The organism is Bacillus basilensis (genome assembly GCF_050630465.1).
Classification (GTDB): Bacteria; Bacillota; Bacilli; order Bacillales; family Bacillaceae_G; genus Bacillus_A; species Bacillus_A basilensis.
In genome coordinates, this window is sequence record NZ_JBNTQO010000003.1 from 1 (window position 1) to 24,372 (window position 24,372).

Sequence of the window (24,372 nt, forward strand, 5' to 3'; positions counted from 1 at the left end):
CCAGTAGCACCGGTAGCGCCAGTAGCGCCAGTGTTACCTTGAGGTCCAGTAGCACCGGTAGCGCCAGTAGCACCAGTGGCACCAGTAGCACCAGTAGCGCCAGTGGCACCAGTAGCACCAGTGGCACCAGTAGCACCAGTGGCACCAGTAGCACCAGTAGCACCGGTAGCGCCAGTGGCACCAGTAGCACCGGTAGCACCAGTAGCACCAGTAGCGCCAGTGGCACCAGTAGCACCAGTAGCACCGGTAGCGCCAGTGGCACCAGTAGCACCGGTAGCACCAGTAGCACCGGTAGCACCAGTAGCACCAGTGGCACCAGTAGCACCGGTAGCGCCAGTAGCACCCGTGTTACCTCGAGGTCCAGTAGGTCCAGTAGGCCCGGTAGGACCTCTGCCGAACGAAGCCGAATTAACTAGAGTAGTTTGTAACTCTGCAATTAATTTAAGGAGTTCTTGGAGTGTACAATGATCGATTCGGAATAACTTTGTGATGTAAAGTAAATAATTAATTAAAATTTGGAGTTCAACAAATACAGCACTTGCTATGAAGGTTGGGTTTCTTAATATAGTTATTAAGTTTTTTATAATAGCTAATCCTTGCGCTTTCAGGGAGGAAGTAGCGTCTAGCGAACAAATAAATTTACTTAGTAGGTTCAATGTATCAATTAAATCTTCAATGTTTTGGGGAGATGGATTTGCGAAAAGTTTTGGGATTATTTTTGTTAAGTCGATAATGATTGCGCGAAATGTTCTAAGTTGTGCCTTAGTAATTGGGATTGATGGGGTATTTGGAATTCGCCCAGCGCTACTTGGAAAGCATGGTTTGGAGAATTTGTTTTGACTGTCGTCATAACGAGACATTAAATCTCTCCTTTCTAATGAGAATGTGAATGAAACTCATCATAGTAGATGCAAAAATTAGTTAAATGGTCATAGTAAAATCGTTTGTTTGAAGAAAAAATAGAAAAAACGCCTTATCATAAGGCGTTTTTTCTATTTTCTGCGTATTGATAATAGCGTTTTAGTGAAATTTTCGATTTGAACCCAGCTAGTTTTATAATTTCTGACTCCGGAGTTTCTTTTTTTATTAAGTTTAAAATATAGGTGTTACGAAAGTGTTGTCCTGAGATTCCTTTGCGTAAATTAGCTCTAGATACCTCAAGGCGAATCATTTTTTGGATAGCGATTTCTGTTAATCCCTTTGGTGCATCATTTTCGTATACCCATCTGTATGTTCCGCGATTAAAATCAAATGCGATAAATAATGGATCATTACTATGGTATTTTGGACGAACGGGTTCAGGGATACTTTTGTAATAAGTATATAGTTGTTTTTTGTCTTCGCTGGTTAATGTAATTGTTCTTTCTACCCCTGCGGTTGCTGGGATAGATAATGTGTTAGTTTCAAAGTGGACGTGATTCATAGTTAATGCTGTAAGTTCCTGTAAGGATAATCCATAGTCAATTAATAAGTTTAAAATAGCGATATTACGATCCATCAATAAAGGGCGCACAGGACGTTGTTTTTCTGAAAGTCCTTCTAATGAAGTGACTATATGTTTTAATCTTTTTTCTTCATCAGATGAAATGAAATCTTCATTGCGAAGTGTGCGATCTGGTTGAATAGAAATTTCCATGTTCTTTAATGGGTTAGGGATGTTTAGAAAGTGATGCATTCTATTCAATACAATAAATACACGGTGCATCGTTTTCTCTGAGTAATGTCGATTCTTTTTTAAGTCGGAAAAGTAATCTTCGTAGTCTTTTGTACAAAGTGTAGCCCATATATTACTGGAAGGGAGCTTTTTGTTTTTTTCTAACCAATGTCCGAAATCTTCAATGTCATAAACGTAACGTTTAATGGTTGAAGGTTTTCGGCCTTTATTCAATAAAAAAATAGAAAAGGCTTGTATTGTATCATGGAATTCCGTTGTCTCCATAGTCCCACCACCTTCATTATTTCTTATATTATAGCAAACTTTTCTGAAAATAGTCATTTGCAAGGGAGGCAGGAATAATAATATTTGGTGAGTGGATAAAATGAGGTGATTGTATGGAACAATCGATGCGAAAGAAAAATAATAATCAAATTAACATTGTGTTAAATCATCGAAAGAAAATTTCTTTACCGGCCGCAGAAAATAAAACAGTAATTTCAAATGAAACTACTACGAAACATGAGATGCTGCAAAGAATTGAAGAAGAGATGGGGAAGCTCGTTGGGATGGATGATATAAAAAAGATAATAAAAGAAATATATGCTTGGATTTATGTAAATAAAAAAAGACAAGAAATAGGGTTGAAGTCTGAGAAGCAAGTACTCCATATGTTGTTTAAAGGGAATCCAGGTACAGGGAAGACAACTGTTGCTAGAATGATAGGGAAGTTATTGTTTGAGATGAATATTCTATCAAAAGGGCACTTAGTTGAAGCTGAACGTGCGGATCTTGTAGGAGAGTACATCGGTCATACAGCTCAAAAAACAAGGGATTTAATAAAAAAAGCAATGGGAGGTATTTTGTTTATTGATGAGGCGTATTCATTAGCCCGAGGGGGAGAAAAAGATTTTGGGAAAGAGGCAATTGATACGCTCGTAAAACATATGGAAGATAAACAACACGGTTTTGTATTGATTTTAGCTGGATATTCAAGAGAGATGAATCACTTTCTTTCATTAAATCCAGGACTACAATCCCGTTTTCCGTTTATAATTGAATTTGCGGATTACTCAGTAAATCAGCTGTTAGAAATTGGGAAGAGGATGTATGAAGAGCGTGAATACCAGTTATCGAAAGAGGCTGAATGGAAATTTAGAGATCATTTACATGCTGTAAAGTACTCGTCGCAAATTACATCGTTTAGTAATGGACGATATGTACGGAATATAGTTGAAAAATCGATTCGTACACAGGCTATGCGGTTGTTACAAGAAGATACGTATGATAAATATGATTTAATAGGGATATCAAGTAGCGATTTGATGCTTGAAGAGGAGACGCACAGTACGTAAACTGTGCGTCTGTTTTTTCTGTATAAGTGCTTTTACTATTTTTTTGCTTTTTCTTGATAAGATTTATGGAATCGTTCCATTTTAGCACTTTTTTCGTGTGCAGAATTAGGATCGTGTCCAATTTGACCTACTGAGCTTTTTTGAGCACCTTTATTCACATGGTTTGTCATTTGTATTCACCTCGCTTTGAGAATTAGTATAAACATTATGTAAGGAAAAACTCATTAGAAAAGAAAAACCCCTTTACCATATGTAAAGAGGTTGGATTGTTATTTGTGCATTGAACGTTCGTTTGTGTCGATGCGCCTATGCGGTAAGTGCCATTTGTAATGAATAGAAACCATGCGGAAGCAAACAATTAAAATGAATAAGGTGTATAGAGCCCAATCGCTAACAATAATTTGAGCGCCAATTAAGAAACCTGCTAAAATCGTCCAAAAAGCATATACATCAGCTCGAAGAACGAGAGGTTTTCTGCGGGCTAAAAGATCGCGGATGATACCACCGCCAATGCCAGTTAAAACAGCTGCTACGATTGTAGCGCTAATTGGTAAATTTAATTTCTGAGCATATAGTGCTCCTTGTACGGCAAATGCTGATAAGCCGATAGCATCAGTGATATTTTCCCACTTTTTCCAGTGTCTAATTAATTTATTTGGAAAAAGAAAAATAATTGTCATTGATAAAAGTGCGATTTGGAATAACATGTCTTGTTGCCAAAACGCGACAATCGGATAACCGATTAATAAATTACGAAGGGCACCTCCCCCAAATGCGGTTGCCATTCCTAAAATATACACCCCGAAAATATCATAATCCTCTTCCATTGCAACAATGGCTCCGCTTAGCGCGAAAGCAATTGTGCCTATGATGCTAAAAATCTCCCATGCCATGAATTTTCTCCCCCGCTAACTAGATGAAATGTGCTTCCTCTGCTATTATATTAGAAGGTTTAAATTTCGAAAAGGATGAGTGAACATATTTGATGGAAGAAAAAGAAAAAGTCATATTAGTGGGCTGTCAATTGCCGCAAGATGATGATGAAAAATTTATGCATTCCATGAAAGAACTTGCATCACTAGCGAAGACTGCACGAGCAGAATTGTTAGTGTCTACAACACAAAAACGACCGAAGTTTCATCCGGCGACTTATATAGGTAAAGGTAAATTAGAAGAGCTTACAATGTTAACTGAAGAATTAGCACCGGATGTTATCGTATTTAATAACGAATTAACGCCGAGTCAAATTCGGAATTTATCCTCAGTATTAGATGCGAGGGTAATTGATCGAACGCAACTTATATTAGATATTTTTGCGCAACGTGCGAAGTCGAGGGAAGGTAAGCTTCAAGTAGAATTAGCTCAGTTGCAATATACAATGCCACGTCTTATGGGACAAGGATTGTCTTTATCACGTCTTGGTGGTGGTATTGGAACGAGAGGGCCGGGTGAGACGAAACTTGAGACGGATCGTCGTCATATTCGATCGCGCATTGATGAAATAAAGAAGCAACTTGCAGTTGTTGTGGAACATCGAAAAAGATATCGTGAAAGAAGAAAAGATAATAAAGTATTTCAAGTTTCATTAATAGGGTATACGAATGCGGGGAAATCTACACTGTTTAATAGATTAACGGAAGCTGATACGTTTGAAGAAAACTTGTTGTTTGCAACGTTAGATCCGACAACAAGGAAGATGCCGTTACCTTCTGGATATACAGTATTACTAACTGATACAGTTGGTTTTATACAAGATTTACCTACGTCATTAATTGCTGCTTTTCGTTCGACATTAGAAGAAGCTGGTGAAGCAGACGTTATTTTACATGTAGTTGATTCTGCAGATCCGAATTATGTAGGGCATGAGGAAACAGTAAAACAATTATTGTCAGAACTTGGAATTAATCATATTCCTATTATTACGTTATATAATAAAAAAGATGAATTACATCAAAACTTTATTCCGTTTCCGAAAAGTGATTTCTTAATGACTAGTGCTTTTGAAGAAATAGATCTATTACATATAAAAGAAGCAATAGAAACGAAAATGAAGGAAGAAATGAATCGTTATCAAGTGGAAATTCCTCCGAGTGAAGGTAAGTTGTTAACGCTATTAAAGACGGAGACACTATTAACAAAGATGGAGTTTTTGGAAGATAAATTTGTATATGATTGCGCAGGGTATATTTTTGCTCATTCATCGCTTAATGTGCAATTAAAGAGATTTTTAGTAGAAGAAGGAGAAAATAAAAATGTTTGATCGTTTGAAAAATGGAGAAAAAATTGCTCCAATCGTAAAAGAAGTAGAAAGCCAAATTACAGAAGTACATAAACGTGCGGATGAAGTGATTGAAAGTAATCAGTTTCGTGTATTAGAAAGTTTTCGTAAACATAAAATTAGTGATTCGCACTTTATTCCAACGACAGGTTACGGTTATGATGATATTGGTCGTGATACGTTAGAAAAAGTGTATGCGGATGTATTTGGAGCGGAAGCAGGTCTTGTTCGTCCGCAAATTATTTCAGGTACGCACGCTATTTCTACAGCGTTATTCGGTATTTTACGTCCAGGAGATGAGTTATTGTACATCACTGGCAAGCCGTATGATACGTTAGAAGAAATCGTTGGTGTACGCGGAAAAGGTGTAGGTTCATTTAAAGAATATAATATTGGTTATAATGCAGTTCCGCTTACTGAAGAGGGGCTTGTTGATTTTGGAGCTGTTGCGGCTGCAATTCAAAGTAATACGAAAATGATTGGTATTCAGCGCTCAAAAGGTTATGCTACTCGTCCGTCGTTTACTATTTCTCAAATTAAAGAGATGATAGCGTTTGTTAAAGAAATTAAACCGGATGTTGTTGTGTTTGTAGATAACTGTTATGGCGAGTTTATTGAAGAGCAAGAGCCATGTCATGTTGGTGCAGATTTAATGGCAGGTTCGCTTATTAAAAACCCAGGTGGTGGAATTGTTAAAACTGGTGGTTATATTGTTGGTAAAGAACAGTATGTTGAAGCGTGTGCATATCGTTTGACATCTCCAGGAATCGGTGCGGAAGCAGGTGCATCTTTATACAGTCTGCAAGAAATGTATCAAGGTTTCTTCTTAGCGCCGCATGTAGCGGGACAAGCGCTAAAAGGTGCGATTTTTACAGCTGCATTTTTAGAAAAATTAGGAATGAATACATCACCAGCATGGAATGCACCAAGAACAGATTTAATTCAGTCTGTTCAATTTGATGATAAAGATCGTATGATTGCGTTTTGCCAAGCGATTCAATATGCATCTCCAATTAATTCTCACTTCACTCCATATGCCAACTATATGCCGGGTTATGAAGATGATGTCATTATGGCTGCGGGAACGTTTATTCAAGGTGCGAGTATTGAATTGTCGGCCGATGGTCCAATTCGTCCGCCTTATGTTGCTTACGTGCAAGGTGGGTTAACTTATTCACATGTGAAGATTGCGATTTGTTCTGCAATTGATGCATTAATTGAAAAGGAATTATTAACAATTTCTTAAAGGGAAGCTGTCGATTTCGACAGCTTTTTTCGCGTGAAAGTAATGATTTGTTTCATTAGAAAAAAGAATGAAAAAATTTATAAAAAAATCATGTAAGAAAAGCTAACATCTATTGACACTAAACATAACATGGTATAGAATGAGAAGCAGTTAAGGCGAAGGAGGAACTGAAACAATGAAAGAAGATAGACGTTCTGCTCCGCTGTTTCCTATTGGTATTGTTATGGATTTAACACAATTATCTGCACGTCAAATTCGCTACTATGAAGAGCATAATCTTGTTTCTCCAACCCGTACAAAGGGGAATCGTAGATTATTTTCATTTAACGATGTAGATAAGTTGTTAGAGATTAAAGATTTATTAGATCAAGGCTTGAATATGGCTGGTATTAAACAAGTGTTACTAATGAAAGAAAATCAAACAGAAGCAGTGAAAGTAAAAGAAGAAACGAAAGAAATTTCAAAAACTGAGCTTCGCAAAATACTTCGAGACGAACTACAACATACAGGTAGATTTAATCGAACTTCATTGCGACAAGGTGATATTTCAAGGTTTTTTCACTAAAGAGAACTGATTCTGAAGGTGTTTAGAGGGACTAAGGAGGAATTTATAATGGCTAGGTACACAAAAGAAGATATTTTCCGTTTGGCGGAAGAAGAGAATGTAAAGTATGTCCGTTTACAATTTACAGACCTTTTAGGAGTAATTAAAAACGTAGAGATTCCAGTGAGACAATTAACGAAAGCTCTTGACAACAAAATGATGTTTGATGGATCTTCGATTGAAGGTTTCGTACGTATTGAAGAATCTGATATGTATTTATATCCTGACTTAGATACTTGGGTAATTTTCCCATGGACTGCCGAAAAAGGTAAAGTTGCTCGTCTAATTTGTGACATTTACAATGCGGATGGCACTCCATTTGATGGAGACCCACGTAACAATTTAAAACGTGTGTTAAAAGAAATGGAAGCTTTAGGATTCTCAGATTTCAATCTTGGACCAGAGCCGGAATTCTTCCTATTTAAAGTAGATGAAAAAGGAAATCCAACATTAGAATTAAACGATAACGGTGGATACTTCGACCTTGCGCCGATGGATCTAGGGGAAAACTGTCGTCGTGATATCGTTCTTGAACTAGAAGAGATGGGCTTTGAAATTGAAGCGTCTCACCATGAAGTTGCACCAGGTCAACACGAAATTGACTTTAAATATGCAAGTGCAATTCGCTCATGTGATGACATTCAAACATTCAAACTTGTTGTAAAAACAATTGCTCGTAAACACGGTTTACACGCAACATTTATGCCGAAACCATTATACGGTGTGAACGGTTCAGGTATGCACTGTAACTTATCACTATTTAAAAATGGTGAGAACGTATTCTTCGATCAAAATGGTGACTTACAATTAAGTGATGATGCTCGTCACTTCATCGCAGGTATTTTAAAACACGCACCAGCATTTACAGCGGTAGCAAATCCAACTGTAAACTCTTACAAGCGTTTAGTACCTGGATACGAAGCTCCTTGTTACGTAGCATGGTCTGCACAAAACCGTAGCCCATTAGTACGTATCCCTGCATCTCGTGGTATTAGTACACGCGTAGAAGTACGTAGTGTTGACCCAGCTGCAAACCCATATTTAGTAATGGCTACATTATTAGCAGCAGGTCTTGACGGAATTAAAAACAAATTAACTCCACCAGCTGCAGTAGACCGTAACATCTATGTAATGACAAAAGAAGAGCGTGAAGAAGCAGGTATCGTTGACTTACCAGCAACATTAGCGCAAGCATTAGTTACATTACAATCTAACGAAGTAGTATGTGGTGCACTAGGTGAGCATTTACTTGAGCACTTCATCGAAGCGAAAGAGATTGAGTGGGATATCTTTAGAACGCAAGTTCACCAATGGGAACGCGATCAATATATGTCTCTATACTAAGAGCTAAAAGGCCTTGATACTACGGTATCAGGGCTTTTTTTATTTGTAGAAAACATAGAGGTTAGTGAAATGCCTGAAAAAAGTGCTCGCAAAATGCCTGGAAAAATCAGGGGGATTATTTAAAAAGCGCGCTAGCTATGAATATAAATGTGAAAATTGTAATAGTATGCTGTGCTCAGTGTGTCATGATGCGGATGTATGTAATGCTAAAATTAAGTATTGGAACATACAGTACCTTGCAATAAATAGTACTAAGTGGTATATTATGGATAAGAAAGGTACCGTGTATTGAACAGTACTGAAATGAGAAAGGGGGACTATCCTTGAACGTTCAGTTTAAAAAAGGTGTGTTAGAACTGTGTGTTTTGGCACTTGTGAAACGTAAGGATTGCTACGGTTATGAACTTGTTCAGCAAATCTCAAATGAATTTTTAATATCGGAAGGGTCAGTGTACCCTTTATTACGTCGTTTAACGAAAGAAGGATATTTTCAAACATATTTAAAAGAATCTACGGAGGGGCCGCCTCGTAAATATTATCAACTAACTGAGCAAGGGGAAACGCAACTGAATTTGTTAGTAACAGAGTGGCGTGATTTTGCAAAAGGCGTACAAGAAATTATTGAAGGGGTGGAATGGGATGAGTAAAGAACAGTTTCTTAAAGAATTATCAAGTCATCTTAGAAATTTACCGGACGAAGAGCGGAAAGATATTTTATTTGATTATGAAGAGCATTTTCAGTTTGGGATAGAAGAGGGGAAAACTGAATCGGAAATAATAAAGGGGCTTGGCTCTCCGAAAGTAATTGCAAAAGAATTACTTGCGATGTATCGCTTCGATGAAATGAAAAAAGACCCATCAACTTCAAATGTGACAAGAGCTGTCATGGCAGCGATTGGACTTAGTTTATTTAATTTTATTATTGTGTTAGGCCCGTTAGTTGCAATTATCGCTTTTATATTTTCCTTTTGGGTCGGTGGAATTGCTAGTGTAGTAACACCATTTTCCGTTATTGGAAAAGTATTTATGGGTACTTTTATATGGTTGGATTTATTCGTTAGTATAACGTTTGTTGGCGTAGGTTTGTTGTTATGTATTATCGCTTATTATAGTACGAAGTGGTTTAAAAGGCTATGCGTACGTTATGTAATATGGAACTTCAAAATGATAAAAGGGGAGTAGATGATGAAAAAAATATTGTTAGTAGCAATCGCTTGTATCATTATTGGAGTAATTGGGATTTCACAAACATATAAAAAAGCAGTACAAACTGCAGAAAAAGGAAACAAAGAAGATATAATCAAAAACGAAACACTAAAAAATATAGAAGTTAAATTAGATGCTGGGGATATTGTTGTCCAAAAATCGCCTGACTCTTCTTTTTATGTAAAGCAATCAGGAGATACACGTAAACAAGAGGTTCGTATTGCTGAAGATGGTGACACATTAAAAATCATTGGGGAAAGAGAAAAAGGTGCTTCATTTGATTTTTCCTTTTACGATTTTAGGTTTCAAACGTCTACATTGACTCTCCTTGTGCCTGAACGCTCTTACCGAGATGTAAAAGTAAATTCATCTGCTGGACAAATCGAAATAAGTGATGTGAAAAGTGACCGTGTAAGTGTTGAGACACTTGCTGGTGAAGTGGATTTGAAACGTGTAACGGCTAAGAATGTGGAGGGATCTACAAAAGCTGGTGAGCTGAACTTTAAAAAAGTAATAGGGAAAGTGACTGCAAAAACGACCAGTGGGGAAATAAATATTCTAGATCATGATTCTAAGTATAATCTAGAAGCGAGTTCAACTGCGGGAGATGTAGATATTGTTTTATCGGAAAAACCACAAGATGCGGTAATCACCGGGCAAAGTGCTGCGGGAGATGTAACAATTTTTAATGAAGAAAATAAAAACGTAACAATTGGTAATGGGAGTACAAAGATTAGCGGTAAAACTGCTGCGGGAGATGTGACGATTGAAACGCGTTCATAAGAAATAGAATGTATGAAAATCTATCAAAATACAAAAAGAAGATAATTACCGTATATAAATAAGGTAATTATCTTCTTTTATATTCTTAATGTAAATCACGATATACGCCAATTACTTTACCAATAACTGACACTTGTTTTAAAATGATAGGTTCTAATGAAGAGTTTTCCGGTTGTAGACGGAAATGGTCTTTTTCTTTATAGAAACGTTTAACAGTTGCCTCGTTATCTTCTGTTAAAGCGACTACAATTTCACCATTATATGCAGACTGTTGTTGGCGAACAACAACTAGATCTCCATCGAAAATACCAGCTTCAATCATACTATCTCCAGAAATACGTAACATAAACACTTGATCTGCTCCAGCAACAATGCTAGCTGGAAGTGGGAAGTGATCTTCTACACTTTCAACTGCTGTAATTGGTAATCCAGCAGTAACTTTTCCGATGATTGGAACTTGAATAACAGATTGTGTTTCTGTATCCATTCGGTCATCACCTAAAATTTCGATTGCTCGTGGTTTTGTTGGATCGCGTCGAATGTATCCTTTTTCTTCTAATCTTGATAAATGTCCGTGCACTGTAGAACTAGAAGCGAGGCCGACTGCTTGACCGATTTCACGTACGGAAGGTGGATATCCTTTTTCTTGTACTTTTAGCTTAATAAAGTCGAGAATGTCTTGCTGGCGTTTCGTTAACTTTTCCATGTTTTCTAACACCTCGTTTTCTTTCATTTTTCTTATTAATAAGTATAACATGTGAAAAAACATTCTACAAACATAAGTTCGAACAAAAGGCGAATTTATGTTACACTGAAGGGAAATAATAGTGAGAAAGAGGGGTTCATAATGAATGCAATTATTTATGCACGTGTGAGTACAACAAAAGAAGCGCAAGAAACATCATTATTACGTCAAAAAGATGAATTATTGCATTTAGCGGAGCGCTATCAAATGAATGTTACTAAGGTGATTGAAGAGCAGGCTAGTGGTTATACAATTGAACGTGATGGAATATTAGAAGTGCTAGATACAATTCGAGACGAACAAATTGATGTGCTACTCATACAAGATGAAACGCGCCTTGGTAGGGGAAATGCAAAGATTGCATTAATGCACTGTTTACATAAAGAGGGAATAAAAGTATACACGCATACGCATAATGGAGAATTACAATTGTCGGATTCGGATTCGATGGTATTAGATATTATTGGTATTGTTGAAGAGTATCAAAGAAAGATTCATAATTTGAAAATTAAACGTGGTATGCAACGCGCGGTAGAAAAGGGCTATCGCCCAGAAAATAATTTAAAGAATCGTCATTTAAGCGTAGGACGAGAGAAGAAAGAAGTGCCAATTGAGGAAATTGTGCGTTTGCGCAAGAATGAACTTACTTTCGAAGAAATTGCAGCAACGCTTCGCGGCTTTGGTCATAATGTTTCAAAAGCGACGGTACATCGTAGATATGTAGAGTATACAAAGCAATTGCTTGATAAAGAAGAGTAACTATTGTATGATAATAATCAGTTTTGATTAGAAGGGGGATTCGAGATGCTTAGTCACGAACTCGTTGAACGCATTAACTTCTTAGCGAAAAAAGCAAAAGCTGAAGGTTTAACTGAAGAAGAACAACGTGAGCGTCAATCGCTACGTGAACAATATTTAAAAGGATTTCGTCAAAATATGTTAAACGAACTTAAAGGAATTAAAGTCGTTAACGAACAAGGTACTGATGTTACACCGGCGAAATTAAAAGCTTTAAAAAAGCAAGATAATGCAAAATTAAACTAAAAGATGGGCAAAGCCCATCTTTTTTTATTTATTATATTCGCTAGTTAATAACTTTCCAGTTGTTATTGATTGTTGCTTCTATTTTTTTGTGCTTCAATATATAGTCAGCAATAAGTTCAGACATATCTGTTGGTATGTCTTTTATTACAGGCTTATTTTGAAACATAAAGAAGTTCCCTCCGCCGCTTGCACGATAACTATTCATAACGACGTCATATTCTTCATCCATATTAAGAGGAGTGCCTTTATACTGTAAAGATTCTACTCTCTCGCCAATTGGTTTGGAAATGTTTAATACGTACGAAATTCCTTCCCACATATCGTAATTATAGTGTTGCGGTTTTGGTTCTATGTAGCTAGGGTTTACGATGATGGTTCCATCTGCTTTTAATATGAAATAAGAAGCAGAGAGTTCGAGAGCATCTTTTATATCCGCTCCAGTTATTCTAAGTACTTTTAATGTATTTGGATAAATATAATTAGAAACGATGTCACGCATTGTTACACGATTAGGGAAACCTGGAGATGTATTATGGAATAAGCTTGTACAAGAAATGGAAACATTAGCTATATCCATCTGTATTTTATTTATGAATTCAATAAAAGGATGGTCTTGCAAACGAGTTTGCATAGCATCTGAAATTCGCATGTCCCCATAGATTAGTCCAATAGGTTGATCGAGCCAATTTTGTGTTTTTTCTTCATAATCGGTAACCAAGGAAAGAATATCCTGGTCCGTCGCAATTCCTCGCACGGGCAATAATTGTGAACAACTCTCTTTTTTTACCCATTTTTGTTTTGTTTTTTCTAATGTTATTGTTACTTTTCCAATGAAGTGTCCATTGCATCCGGTTTGTAAAACTGTTACACCATTTATTGCGGCTTGAGCAATTTCACGGTGTTGGTGGCCTGTTAGTAAAATATCTATGCCTTCAATTTCATGGCACATTGCATATCCTTGGTTTTCACCTGTTAAAACTTCAGTCGGTACCCCGGTTTGTAAATCGCGTTCAAATCCCCCATGATACGCTACGACTAGTAAATCTGGTTTCTCATGTTCGCGAATGTAAGAAACCCAATTTTTTGTAGTTTCTAATGCATCTTCAAATTGTAAGTCTTTAATGTGATGGGGTTGTTCCCAATTGGGAATGTAATGCGTTGTCACCCCTAAAATAGCAATTTTTATATTTGATTCAATGTGTTTTATTATATATGGTTTCCCGAAATAAGGTTCTTTACTGTTTTTGTTTAAAATATTTGCTGATAGATACGGGAAGTTTGCAGTAGAAATAGCATTGTTTAATACATCCATTCCATAATTAAATTCATGATTCCCGATAACTGCAGCATCATAACGTAAATAGTTCGCTAATAAAGACATTGGATTTTCCTTATCTTTTTCGTATGTAGCGTAATGGTAAGTAAATGGTGTTCCTTGTATGAAGTCACCGTTATCAATTAAAAGAACGTTTGTATTTTCGGAACGTTCTTTTTTTATAAGAGTAGAAACTTTAGCTAAACCAATTTCCGATTGAGAATTATCTTGGTAGTGAATTGGATAAACAGTACCATGTATATCACTTGTTAATAGGATGTTTAAAGTTACAATTTGATTTGGATTCAATATTATTCACCTTTTCTATTGTTATCTACAAATTAAGCATATCAAATATATGAAGAGAATTTTAATGTGAGTGTATAGAATGTGTAAAGATTCTGTAAATAATCAATTATTTGTAAAAATGTGTGATATATTTCTTCATGTTTATGAAAGGTTATTTTATAACAATGAAAAATGGAGGCATTAACATGTTGAAAAAAGTTTTTGCAATGAGCACAACAGTTGTACTAGCAGCGGGATTATTAAGTGGGTGTGGAACGAAGGAATCAAGCGCAAGTAAAAATGCAGATACGAAAAAAGGGTATGTACCGAAGACTTTAAATGTTCAATTTGTTCCTTCTCAAAATGCAGATACGTTAGAGGCGAAGGCAAAACCATTGGAAAAGCTATTAAGTGATAAATTAAATATTCCAGTAAAAGTTAGTATTTCAACGAATTACAATACAATTGTAGAAGCGATGGCATCTAAGCAAGTAGATGTAGGATTTTTACCCCCAACAGCTTATGTGCTAGCTCATGAGAAAAAGGCTGCAAACGTAATTTTACAAGCACAACGTTTTGGAGTGGACGATGAAACGGGAGCTCCTACAAAGGATTTAGTAGACTTTTATAAATCTGAGTTTGTTGTTAAGAAAGATTCAAATATTAATAGTGTAAAAGATTTAAAAGGTAAAAAAATTGGTTATCAAGATGTAACGTCATCAGCGGGATATGTATGGCCTGCGGCTGTACTATTAAAAGAGGGTGTTGATCCGTTAAAAGATGTGAAACCTGTTACATTAAAAGGTCACGATCAGTCGCTTATTGCTCTTTTAAATGGTGATGTAGATGCAGCTGTTGTATTCCAAGATGCTCGTAATATTGTAAAAAAAGATTATCCGAATATATTCGATCAAACGAAAATAGTGAAATTTACGGAGAAAATTCCAAACGATACGATTTCGGTACGCTCTGATTTAGATGAAGAGTGGAGCAAGAAATTACAGGATGCTTTCATTGAAATAGGAAAGAATGAGGAAGGTCACAAAATCATAAAAGAAGTATATTCACATGAAGGATATGTTAAATCTGATGATAGTAAATTTGATATCGTTCGTGAATATGGGAAGAAAGTAAAAACGCAATAATACATATGGAAATGGTAGCTAACTGGAAAGGTATGTTTTCAGTTAGTTTGCCGTTTTGAATTCATAGAAGGTAGGTAAGATGTGTGATAGAGTTTCGAAATGTTTCCAAAGTATATCCGAATGGTACAAAAGGATTGAATAATATAAACTTGAAAATTGAAAAAGGTGAATTTGTTGTAATGGTGGGGCTGTCCGGGGCTGGAAAGTCCACACTTCTCAGATCGGTAAATCGTCTTCATGAGATTACAGAAGGCGAAATCATGATTGAAGGTGAGTCTATTACTGCTGCGAATGGAAAAGGATTACGCCGCATGCGCCGGGATATTGGTATGATTTTTCAAAGTTTTAACCTGGTAAAGAGATCAACGGTATTGAAGAACGTATTAGCTGGCCGTGTTGGGTATCATTCGACATTGCGTACAACGTTAGGTCTATTTCCAAAGGAGGATTTGGAGCTTGCCTTTCAATCGTTAAAAAGGGTAAATATTTTAGAAAAAGCATATGCGCGAGCTGATGAATTATCAGGAGGACAACAGCAACGTGTATCGATTGCTAGAGCGTTGGCGCAAGAAGCGAAAATTATATTGGCAGATGAACCTGTTGCGTCGTTAGATCCGCTAACAACAAAGCAAGTATTAGATGATTTGAAAAAAATTAATGAAGATTTTGGAATTACAACAATTGTAAACTTACATTCTATTGATTTAGCTAGGCAATATGCGACACGCATTATTGGATTACATGCAGGCGAAATTGTTTTTGATGGTCTAGTAGAAGAGGCAACGGACGAAAAATTTGCTGAAATTTATGGTGACGTAGCGCAGCAAAGTGAATTGTTAGAGGTGGCAGTTAAATGAATGACGTGATGATACATTCGAAATCGATACCGAAGCCGTCGAGTAAGTTAAAACATATGTTAACGTTAATTCTAGTCATTTTACTGTTGTGGGGAAGTAGTGTACAGGTCGATGCATCATTTTCAAAACTAGTAGTTGGTTTTCCTAATATGCTGGATTTGTTGAAAGAGATGGTACCGCCAGATTGGAGTTATTTTCAAGTTATTACAACAGCGATGTTAGATACAATACGTATGGCGATTATTGGGACGACTTTAGGAGCGATTTTAGCCATTCCACTTGCATTATTTGCAGCAAGTAATGTGTTTACTAACACATTTTTATACAGTCTAGCTCGAATGATTTTAAATTTTATCCGAACGATACCAGATTTATTATTGGCGGCTATTTTCGTAGCGATTTTTGGAATAGGACCACTTCCAGGTATTTTGGCTCTTACTTTTTTCTCAATTGGGCTCGTGGCGAAATTGTTGTATGAGTCAATTGAATCGATTGACCCAGGTCCATTAGAGGCGATGACAGCAGTAGGAGCAAATAAAGTGCAATGGATTGTTTATGGGGTAATTCCGCAAGTGAAAGCACATTTTGTCTCCTATGTTCTTTATACATTTGAGGTGAACGTACGTGCAGCAGCTGTTTTAGGTTTAGTAGGAGCAGGTGGTATTGGATTATATTATGACCGTACACTTGGTTTTTTACAATATCAACAAACTGCATCTATTATTATCTATACCCTTGTTGTTGTATTGTTAATTGATTATGTAAGTACATTGTTGCGGGAGAAATTATAATGAGTAAAACGACGATAATCGTACCAAAACCGAAGAAATCGAGTGTATATCGCTGGTTTATTTTTATAGCACTTACATTTGTTTATGTATGGGCTTTTTCAGGAGTACCACTAGAGGGAATCAAGGATACAGCAGGAGAAATTACAAAAGCAATTATGACAGGTGTATTGAATCCAGATTGGGCGTATGTATCTTTGCCAGATGGTGAAGATTTATTACATGGTTTAATTGATACGTTGGCAATTGCAATATTAGGTACATTTATTTCTGCTTTTTTATCTGTTCCATTCGCTTTTTGGGCGGCAACGAATATGAGCAGTGGAAGATTAACTTCAGGAACTGGGAAATTTGTGCTTAGTTTTGTTCGTACATTTCCTGAATTAGTTATGGCCCTTTTATTTATAAAAGCTGTTGGACCAGGCTCTTTTGCCGGAGTTCTAGCTTTAGGATTACACTCTATTGGGATGTTAGGAAAACTATATTCAGAAGGAATCGAAAATATAGATAAGGGACCGACAGAAGCGTTAATAGCAACAGGGGCAAATCGATTTCAAACACTTTGGTATGCAGTGTTACCACAAGTGTTACCGGATTTTCTATCGTATACGTTATACAGATTTGAAATTAATGTACGATCCGCTGCGATATTAGGTGTTATTGGAGCAGGAGGGATTGGTACACCGTTAATTTTTGCGCTGAGTTCACGGAATTGGTCTCGTGTTGGAATTATTTTGTTAGGTATCATTTTAATGGTAATTATAATTGATTTGATTTCAAGTTCGATTCGGAAACGGATTGTTTAACTTATTTGAAAAGCATCGAAGTTAGATGCTTTTTTGTGTTTTGTAAAATGTATTGAAAAAAGTAAGTATAGAAGAATTTTGTATATATGTATAAATATACAGATAATTCCCTTTCTTTTTAAAATAAAAATAATGAAAAAGTATGTCATATTGGATACCCATACATTCCCGAAATCATTGATTTTTTTATAAAAAATCAAAAAAACATCAACATATTTGTCGATACATGTTGTATAATCTTGCGTGGGAAGCTATCATATAAATGTATAAAACGTTTACTAATATAAGCGAAGGGAAGAATAGCATGTCACATTCAATCGAACAACTTTCTATCAACACGATTCGCACATTATCCATCGATGCGATTGAAAAAGCAAACTCTGGTCACCCAGGAATGCCAATGGGTGCAGCACCAATGGCTTATACATTATGGACTCAATTTATGAAACACAATCCAAATAACCCAACGTGGTTTAACCGTGATCGTTTCGTATTATCTGCAGGTCATGGTTCAATGTTATTATACAGCCTACTTCACCTATCTGGTTATGATGTAACAATGGATGACTTAAAGAACTTCCGTCAATGGGGAAGCAAAACTCCAGGACATCCTGAGTACGGTCATACAGCTGGTGTAGATGCAACTACTGGTCCACTTGGACAAGGTATTGCAACTGCGGTAGGTATGGCGATGGCTGAAAGACATTTAGCTGCTAAATATAACCGTGATGCGTATAATGTAGTAGATCATCATACATACGCTATTTGTGGTGATGGAGATTTAATGGAAGGCGTTTCAGCTGAAGCATCTTCATTAGCTGCTCATTTACAATTAGGTCGTCTTGTTGTGTTATACGATTCAAACGATATTTCATTAGATGGCGATTTAAATCGTTCATTCTCTGAAAGTGTAGAAGATCGTTACAAAGCATACGGATGGCAAGTAATCCGTGTTGAGGATGGAAACGATATTGAAGCAATCGCGAAAGCAATTGAAGAAGCGAAAGCTGACGAAAAACGCCCAACGCTAATTGAAGTAAGAACGACAATTGGTTTCGGTTCTCCAAACAAATCAGGAAAATCAGCTTCACATGGTTCTCCACTTGGTGTAGACGAAACGAAATTAACAAAAGAAGCATATGCTTGGACTGCTGAGCAAGACTTCCATGTTGCAGAAGAAGTATATGACAACTTCCGCAAAACAGTACAAGATGTTGGTGAAACTGCGCAAGCAGCTTGGAATACAATGTTAGGCGAATATGCGCAAGCATATCCAGAATTAGCAAACGAATTGCAAGCAGCAATGAACGGTCAACTTCCAGAAGGTTGGGAGCAAAACTTACCAACTTATGAATTAGGATCTAAAGCAGCAACTCGTAATTCTTCAGGTGCTGTAATTAATGCAATTGCAGAGTCTGTACCATCATTCTTCGGTGGATCTGCTGACCTTGCTGGTTCTAACAAAACATACATGAATAACGAAAAAGACTTTACAAGAGATGATTACAGCGGTAAAAACATTTGGTACGGTGTACGTGAGTTCGCAATGGGTGCAGCAATGAACGGTATTGCACTACATGGTGGTTTAAAAACTTACGGTGGTACGTTCTTCGTATTCTCTGACTACTTACGTCCAGCAATTCGTCTTGCAGCATTAATGCAATTGCCAGTAACGTATGTATTCACACACGACAGTATCGCTGTTGGTGAAGACGGTCCAACGCATGAACCAGTTGAGCAATTAGCAGCGCTTCGTGCAATGCCAAATGTATCTGTTATTCGTCCGGCTGATGGTAACGAATCTGTTGCGGCTTGGAGATTAGCTTTAGAATCTACAAAAACACCAACTGCTTTAGTATTAACTCGTCAAGACCTTCCAACATTAGAAGGTGCAAAAGACGATACGTATGAAAAAGTAGCAAAAGGTGCATATGTAGTTTCTGCAAGCAAGAAAGAAACAGCTGATGTAATTTTACTTGCATCTGGATCTGAAGTAAGTCTAGCTGTTGAAGCACAAAAAGCTCTAGCAGTAGACGGCGTTGACGCAGCTGTTGTCAGCATGCCATCTATGGATCGCTTTGAAGCTCAAACAGCTGAGTACAAAGAATCTGTATTACCAAAAGCAGTAACAAAACGTTTCGCGATTGAAATGGGTGCTACATTCGGATGGCACCGTTACGTAGGTCTTGAAGGAGATGTGTTAGGTATCGATACATTCGGTGCTTCTGCTCCTGGTGAGAAGATTATGGAAGAGTATGGATTTACTGTAGAGAACGTTGTTCGTAAAGTAAAAGAAATGCTTTAATGATTTTAGAAAAATCTCTCCGGCATGGAGAGGTTTTTCTATGTAAATGAGTTTTTTCGACAGAAAAAGTTTTTTATCTCTCCGCAGTCAGACAATCATTGCAAATTTTCTTCTATATAATGAAGAGAAAAGGTTGTCCAGATTGGGAGGCGAAAGATGAAAACGTATGAATTGTATTTAATTCAAGAGGATATTGCGAAAGCTTACTTTGGTCGTGAATATTTGTTTTTTGATTTATTTGCTCGATTTTCAGAATCTGGGTCCCTTTCGGAGAAAAAAGTGTTATATAAACAAATGATGTATATAACGATGCCATTACAAGTAATGAAAATTCATCATAAATTAGAACAAGCTTTGCGCGTTCTTGGTAAATATGATCGAACACATCATACACATACACTTTATACAGGGGCGGAATATGGCGAAATAATGGTGAAACCACACTATATTCGTATGAATACCTCTGGAAATGTTTCTATGGAAACGACTTTCTTTGAGGTGTTGAGAAAGTGTGAATTAACATTTTTAGCTATGGATTATGAAAATACAAAGTACGGATGGCTGAATCCTCTAAAACAAGTACGAACATATGTGTAAAAAATGTCGAATTGTATCTTGTCTTATTGAAAAGGTTTTAGTACACTGTAAGGTAGACAACATGAAGGAGGAAAATATATGCCAATTTGGTTAGGTATTCTAGTGGGCGTAGTAGCACTAGTAGCAGGCGTGGCGTTAGGATTTTTCATTGCCCGCAAATACATGATGAATTACTTACAAAAAAATCCACCAATTAACGAACAAATGTTAAAAATGATGATGATGCAAATGGGACAAAAACCTTCCCAAAAGAAAATCAATCAAATGATGAGCGCGATGAACAAGCAACAAATGAAATAAGCGCTAAAAGACACTCGCTAAGGGTGTCTTTTCTTTTTGTTAGTTACAGTGTTTAAAACTTTTAAAAATTCTGTATTTTTGATAAACTGAAAACATCGCTCATTTTAAGGGAGGAGGAAAAAAATGAAAGTGTTTATGAATTTAGCGTGGTTTTTTAAACAAGAAAAACGAGCGTACATAATCGGAATTATTTTATTATTTGGCGTTGCACTTTTAGAACTTGTAGCACCAAAAGTGATTGGGATTGTTGTAGATGAAATTAATAATGGAACATTAACGACTGATAATTTACTAAAATGGGTTGTACTCTTAGTAATTGTAGGTATTACGATGTACATATTACGTTACGTATGGCGTATTATGATTTTTGGGTCTTCGTTAAAGTTGGCTCGCCAATTACGGAAAAATTTGTATGAACATTTTACAAAGATGAGTCCATCGTTTTATCAGTCAAATCGCACAGGTGATTTAATGGCACATGCGACCAATGATATTCAAGCGATTCAGCAAACTGCTGGAGCAGGTGTTTTAACACTGGTTGACTCTTTAGCTGTTGGGGGATGTGTACTCGTAGCGATGGGTTTTACAATTAGTTGGAAGTTAACATTGTTAAGCTTAATTCCGATGCCGATTGTAGCAATATCGACAAATTATTACGGCACTTTATTACATAAAAGGTTTCATAAAGCGCAGCAATCGTTTTCGGAAATCAATGATAAAGTGCAAGAGAGTATGAGTGGGATGAAGGTAATTCGATCGCTTGGACAGGAGAAAGAAGATTTACAAGCGTTTCGAAAAAAATCAGAAGATGTCGTACATAAAAATATGTTAGTCGCACGTATTGATGCATTATTTGATCCAACAATCGCTCTTATCGTAGGATTTTCATTTTTAATCGCAGTATGTTATGGGTCAGTATTAGTTGTGAGAGGTGAATTAACAGTAGGTGATCTCGTTACATTTACGACGTATTTAGGTACCCTCGTTTGGCCAATGTTAGCGTTTGGATGGTTGTTTAATATTATGGAGCGTGGGCGTGCTTCATATGACCGTGTAGAAAAAATCCTCTCGCAAAAATCAGATGTAGTAAATAGAGAAAATGCTGTGCACACAATAGCGAGCGGTGATGTTTCATTTGCGGTCGATTCGTTTTCGTATAAGAAAAATGAACTGTTACATTTAACAGATATTCACTTTGATTTGAAGAAGGGAGAAACGCTTGGGGTTGTAGGACGTACAGGTGCAGGGAAAACGACTTTATTAAAATGTTTAATCCGTGAGTATGATCATTTTAATGGTGAATTAAAAGTTGGAGAGCGGGATATTCGAGATGTAACACTCTACAGTGTTCGTTCTGCCATTTCATATGTGCCGCAAGACCATTTTTTATTTTCAGCGAGTATTGGGGAGAATATTGCCTTTGGAAAGGCGGATGCTACATATAATGAAATTACCCGTGCTGCAGAGATTGCTTGTATTCACAATGACATCCTTCAATTTTCAGAAGGGTATGAAACAGTAGTTGGGGAAAGAGGTGTTTCTTTATCTGGAGGTCAAAAACAGAGAATTTCTATTGCACGTGCTTTATTAACGAATGCTGAAATTTTAATTTTAGATGATTGTTTATCAGCAGTTGATGCAAAAACAGAAGAAACAATTTTAAATGCTTTGAAGAGGGAAAGAGCAGGGAAAACAACGATTATTACTGCTCATCGTTTAAGTGCAATTCAGCATGCCAACCTCATTCTTGTTGTGGATGAAGGCAGAATTGTGCAACGAGGTACACATGAACAATTAATGGAAGAACGTGGTTGGTATAAAGAAATGTATGAGAGCCAGCAATTAGAAGCATTAGTCGAGAAAGGAGGCGTATGATGGCTGAGAAAAAACGGAGTGATTTAAGTAGATTGCTTTCTTATATGAAACCATATAAAGGGTTGTTATCTTTAGCATTTATCTTTTTAGTTGGTGCAACTGTAACTGAAATGATGGGGCCTTTTTTAATTAAACAATTTCTTGATGAACATTTAGTACCACGTAACTTTGATCAATCAGCACTTGTTACTCTATTTGTAGTGTATATTGTTGCTCACTTATTAAAAGTATTATTTACTTATTTAGACTTATTATATTTTCAAAATATCGCTTTTAAAATTGTTCAAGATATGCGTGTTGAAGTATATGAGCATGTTCAAAAGTTGTCATTAAGTTTCTTTGATCGTACGCCGATTGGTACACTCGTATCGCGCATAACGAATGATACGGAAGCAATTAAAGATTTTTATGTTAGTGTATTATCAACATTTGTTAAAAATATCGTGTTTTTAGTAGGTATTTTAGTAGCGATGTTTTTATTAAATGTAAAATTAGCGCTATTTTCTCTCGTATTAATTCCGATAATGTTTGCGATTATGGTGCTATATCGCCGGAAAAGTGCAGCTTTTTATTTAGAAGTGCGTAATCAATTAAGCGTGTTAAATGCAAAGTTAAATGAGTCCATTCAAGGGATGAATATTGTTCAAGTGTTTAGACAAGAAAAGCGTATGAGAAGAGAGTTTGAAGAAGTGAACAATAAACATTATAGTGCAGGGCGACGTACGTTAAAGTTAGATGCATTGCTTTTACGTCCAGCTACGGATTTAGTACATATTGTAGCGATTGCGTTAGTACTTGGTTTATTTGGAATTGATGCTTTGAAAAGTCCTGTTGAAGTAGGCGTTTTATATGCGTTTGTTAACTATATACATCGTTTCTTCCAGCCGGTAAATGAGATGATGATGAAGTTGTCATTTTTCCAACAAGCACTTGTTTCATCATCACGTGTATTTCATTTAATGGATGAGAAAGATTTAGCACCAGTTCAACAAGGGGGTGGAAATCCTCAAGTCGTTAATGGAGATATTGAATTTAAAAATGTTACTTTTTCTTATGATGGAAAACGTGATGTTTTAAAAAATGTATCTTTTCACGTGAAACAAGGGCAAACGGTTGCTTTCGTTGGGCATACTGGTAGCGGAAAAAGTACCATTATGAATTTGTTAATGCGATTTTATAATATTAAGTCCGGAAATATTGTAATAGACGGTGTAGATTTAGAGAAATTTGAAGAACAAGAAATTAGAAAGAAAATAGGACTCGTATTGCAAGATGCATTTTTATTTGCAGGAAATGTAAAACAAAATATTCGTATGTACAATGAAGAAATTACGGATGAAGAAGTAAAAGAAGCGGCACAATTTGTGCAAGCCAATACGTTTATTGAAAAATTACCAGAGCAGTATGAAACGGAAGTAGTAGAAAGAGGAGCTGCATTTTCTAGTGGTCAACGACAATTAATTGCTTTTGCTAGAACGATAGCAACGAATCCGAAAATATTAGTATTGGATGAAGCAACAGCTAATATTGATACAGAAACTGAAGATGCGATCCAAACAGCGTTACAGCAAATGCGAAAAGGAAGAACGACTATAGCCATTGCGCACAGATTATCTACAATTCAAGATGCAGATCAAATTTTCGTTATGCATAATGGAGAGATAGTAGAAAGAGGAACACACCAAGAATTACTGAGTGAACAAGGATTATATTATAATATGTATTTACTACAAAATAAAGGAAGTTTGCAAAAGGCCTTGTAGAATTACAAGGTCTTTTGACTGCGTGTGAAATTTTTACAAAAAATATAGGAATAACATAGTATAATGTAGTAGAA

At 36.4% G+C, this 24,372-nt stretch carries 25 protein-coding genes; 19 read left to right on the top strand and 6 right to left on the bottom strand.

Features of this window, described 5'->3' with window-relative positions; translation table 11 throughout:
- Together ACQVV1_RS06575 and ACQVV1_RS06580 are read right to left on the bottom strand one after the other, a co-directional pair.
- The coding region (locus ACQVV1_RS06575; RefSeq protein ID WP_431168696.1) for a collagen-like repeat preface domain-containing protein at nt 1-860 on the bottom strand (860 nt) is incomplete at its 3' end.
- A gap of 116 nt (nt 861-976) precedes the next feature.
- Nucleotides 977-1,939, bottom strand: a complete 963-nt coding sequence (locus tag ACQVV1_RS06580) for a tyrosine-type recombinase/integrase (protein ID WP_242255038.1) — start codon at nt 1,937-1,939, stop codon at nt 977-979.
- A 113-nt stretch (nt 1,940-2,052) separates the two neighbouring features.
- Between ACQVV1_RS06580 and spoVK the strand changes: the two genes are divergently transcribed.
- Nucleotides 2,053-3,009, top strand: coding sequence for a stage V sporulation protein K (spoVK, locus tag ACQVV1_RS06585; RefSeq protein WP_048525539.1), 957 nt, complete (start codon nt 2,053-2,055; stop codon nt 3,007-3,009).
- 35 nt (nt 3,010-3,044) lie between these two features.
- On the opposite strand, the gene ACQVV1_RS06590 is transcribed toward spoVK, so the two are convergent.
- Nucleotides 3,045-3,179, bottom strand: a complete 135-nt coding sequence (locus ACQVV1_RS06590) for a hypothetical protein (RefSeq protein WP_000181496.1) — start codon at nt 3,177-3,179, stop codon at nt 3,045-3,047.
- A 99-nt stretch (nt 3,180-3,278) separates the two neighbouring features.
- The gene (locus ACQVV1_RS06595; RefSeq protein ID WP_000312265.1) at nt 3,279-3,902 is read right to left on the bottom strand and encodes a trimeric intracellular cation channel family protein; all 624 of its coding nucleotides are present in this window, start codon (nt 3,900-3,902) and stop codon (nt 3,279-3,281) included.
- Nucleotides 3,903-3,994: 92 nt separating this feature from the next.
- On the opposite strand from ACQVV1_RS06595, the gene hflX reads away from it, so the two are divergent.
- The 7 genes from hflX to ACQVV1_RS06630 all read left to right on the top strand — a co-directional run bounded on the left by hflX (nt 3,995) and on the right by ACQVV1_RS06630 (nt 10,470).
- Complete coding sequence (gene hflX, locus ACQVV1_RS06600) at nt 3,995-5,269, top strand: GTPase HflX (protein WP_242255050.1); 1,275 nt, start codon at nt 3,995-3,997, stop codon at nt 5,267-5,269.
- Entirely contained in the window at nt 5,262-6,533 is a 1,272-nt protein-coding gene (locus ACQVV1_RS06605) for a methionine gamma-lyase family protein (RefSeq protein WP_048525536.1), read from the top strand. The genes hflX and ACQVV1_RS06605 overlap by 8 nt, the downstream gene beginning before the upstream one ends.
- A 175-nt stretch (nt 6,534-6,708) precedes the next feature.
- The gene (glnR, locus tag ACQVV1_RS06610) at nt 6,709-7,098 is read left to right on the top strand and encodes a transcriptional repressor GlnR (RefSeq protein ID WP_000656783.1); all 390 of its coding nucleotides are present in this window, start codon (nt 6,709-6,711) and stop codon (nt 7,096-7,098) included.
- A 48-nt stretch (nt 7,099-7,146) separates the two neighbouring features.
- Nucleotides 7,147-8,481 carry a type I glutamate--ammonia ligase gene (glnA, locus tag ACQVV1_RS06615; RefSeq protein ID WP_063221349.1) on the top strand — a complete coding sequence of 445 codons (1,335 nt, stop codon included), beginning with the start codon at nt 7,147-7,149 and terminating at the stop codon, nt 8,479-8,481.
- Nucleotides 8,482-8,804: 323 nt separating this feature from the next.
- Nucleotides 8,805-9,128 (top strand): PadR family transcriptional regulator, encoded by a 324-nt coding sequence (locus tag ACQVV1_RS06620; protein ID WP_242255053.1) that lies wholly within the window; start codon nt 8,805-8,807, stop codon nt 9,126-9,128.
- The gene (locus tag ACQVV1_RS06625) at nt 9,121-9,663 is read left to right on the top strand and encodes a DUF1700 domain-containing protein (RefSeq protein ID WP_431168697.1); all 543 of its coding nucleotides are present in this window, start codon (nt 9,121-9,123) and stop codon (nt 9,661-9,663) included. The genes ACQVV1_RS06620 and ACQVV1_RS06625 overlap by 8 nt, the downstream gene beginning before the upstream one ends.
- A complete protein-coding gene (locus tag ACQVV1_RS06630) occupies nt 9,664-10,470 on the top strand; it encodes a DUF4097 family beta strand repeat-containing protein (RefSeq protein ID WP_242255058.1) in 807 nt (268 codons plus the stop codon).
- An 85-nt stretch (nt 10,471-10,555) separates the two neighbouring features.
- Here the strand turns inward: ACQVV1_RS06630 and lexA are convergent, their stop codons facing one another.
- Nucleotides 10,556-11,176: a transcriptional repressor LexA gene (gene lexA, locus ACQVV1_RS06635; RefSeq protein ID WP_060631883.1), complete on the bottom strand. Its 621-nt coding sequence runs from the start codon at nt 11,174-11,176 to the stop codon at nt 10,556-10,558.
- A 141-nt stretch (nt 11,177-11,317) separates the two neighbouring features.
- On the opposite strand from lexA, the gene ACQVV1_RS06640 reads away from it, so the two are divergent.
- Both ACQVV1_RS06640 and ACQVV1_RS06645 read left to right on the top strand, forming a co-directional pair.
- A complete protein-coding gene (locus tag ACQVV1_RS06640) occupies nt 11,318-11,974 on the top strand; it encodes a YneB family resolvase-like protein (RefSeq protein ID WP_060631882.1) in 657 nt (218 codons plus the stop codon).
- 45 nt (nt 11,975-12,019) lie between these two features.
- A complete protein-coding gene (locus tag ACQVV1_RS06645; protein WP_000948565.1) occupies nt 12,020-12,259 on the top strand; it encodes a DUF896 domain-containing protein in 240 nt (79 codons plus the stop codon).
- Nucleotides 12,260-12,299: 40 nt separating this feature from the next.
- Here ACQVV1_RS06645 and ACQVV1_RS06650 read toward each other — a convergent pair whose 3' ends face one another.
- On the bottom strand, nt 12,300-13,883 hold the full coding sequence (locus ACQVV1_RS06650; protein WP_309259221.1) for a bifunctional metallophosphatase/5'-nucleotidase: 1,584 nt from the start codon (nt 13,881-13,883) through the stop codon (nt 12,300-12,302).
- Nucleotides 13,884-14,068: 185 nt separating this feature from the next.
- On the opposite strand from ACQVV1_RS06650, the gene ACQVV1_RS06655 reads away from it, so the two are divergent.
- The 9 genes from ACQVV1_RS06655 to ACQVV1_RS06695 all read left to right on the top strand — a co-directional run bounded on the left by ACQVV1_RS06655 (nt 14,069) and on the right by ACQVV1_RS06695 (nt 24,298).
- Nucleotides 14,069-15,007 carry a phosphate/phosphite/phosphonate ABC transporter substrate-binding protein gene (locus tag ACQVV1_RS06655; RefSeq protein ID WP_000915049.1) on the top strand — a complete coding sequence of 313 codons (939 nt, stop codon included), beginning with the start codon at nt 14,069-14,071 and terminating at the stop codon, nt 15,005-15,007.
- 83 nt (nt 15,008-15,090) lie between these two features.
- Nucleotides 15,091-15,864, top strand: coding sequence for a phosphonate ABC transporter ATP-binding protein (phnC, locus tag ACQVV1_RS06660; RefSeq protein WP_063221328.1), 774 nt, complete (start codon nt 15,091-15,093; stop codon nt 15,862-15,864).
- The gene (phnE, locus tag ACQVV1_RS06665; RefSeq protein WP_242255062.1) at nt 15,861-16,655 is read left to right on the top strand and encodes a phosphonate ABC transporter, permease protein PhnE; all 795 of its coding nucleotides are present in this window, start codon (nt 15,861-15,863) and stop codon (nt 16,653-16,655) included. The genes phnC and phnE (ACQVV1_RS06665) overlap by 4 nt, the downstream gene beginning before the upstream one ends.
- Entirely contained in the window at nt 16,655-17,458 is an 804-nt protein-coding gene (phnE, locus tag ACQVV1_RS06670) for a phosphonate ABC transporter, permease protein PhnE (RefSeq protein WP_431168698.1), read from the top strand. The genes phnE (ACQVV1_RS06665) and phnE (ACQVV1_RS06670) overlap by 1 nt, the downstream gene beginning before the upstream one ends.
- A 304-nt stretch (nt 17,459-17,762) precedes the next feature.
- The gene (tkt, locus tag ACQVV1_RS06675; protein WP_063221325.1) at nt 17,763-19,763 is read left to right on the top strand and encodes a transketolase; all 2,001 of its coding nucleotides are present in this window, start codon (nt 17,763-17,765) and stop codon (nt 19,761-19,763) included.
- 156 nt (nt 19,764-19,919) lie between these two features.
- Complete coding sequence (gene sirA / locus ACQVV1_RS06680; protein WP_000860645.1) at nt 19,920-20,360, top strand: sporulation inhibitor of replication protein SirA; 441 nt, start codon at nt 19,920-19,922, stop codon at nt 20,358-20,360.
- 78 nt (nt 20,361-20,438) lie between these two features.
- Nucleotides 20,439-20,660 (top strand): YneF family protein, encoded by a 222-nt coding sequence (locus ACQVV1_RS06685; protein ID WP_001123317.1) that lies wholly within the window; start codon nt 20,439-20,441, stop codon nt 20,658-20,660.
- Nucleotides 20,661-20,783: 123 nt separating this feature from the next.
- Nucleotides 20,784-22,535, top strand: a complete 1,752-nt coding sequence (locus ACQVV1_RS06690) for an ABC transporter ATP-binding protein (RefSeq protein WP_431168699.1) — start codon at nt 20,784-20,786, stop codon at nt 22,533-22,535.
- The gene (locus ACQVV1_RS06695; RefSeq protein ID WP_063221323.1) at nt 22,535-24,298 is read left to right on the top strand and encodes an ABC transporter ATP-binding protein; all 1,764 of its coding nucleotides are present in this window, start codon (nt 22,535-22,537) and stop codon (nt 24,296-24,298) included. Before ACQVV1_RS06690 ends, ACQVV1_RS06695 begins: the two co-directional genes overlap by 1 nt.
- Nucleotides 24,299-24,372 lie beyond the last annotated feature (74 nt).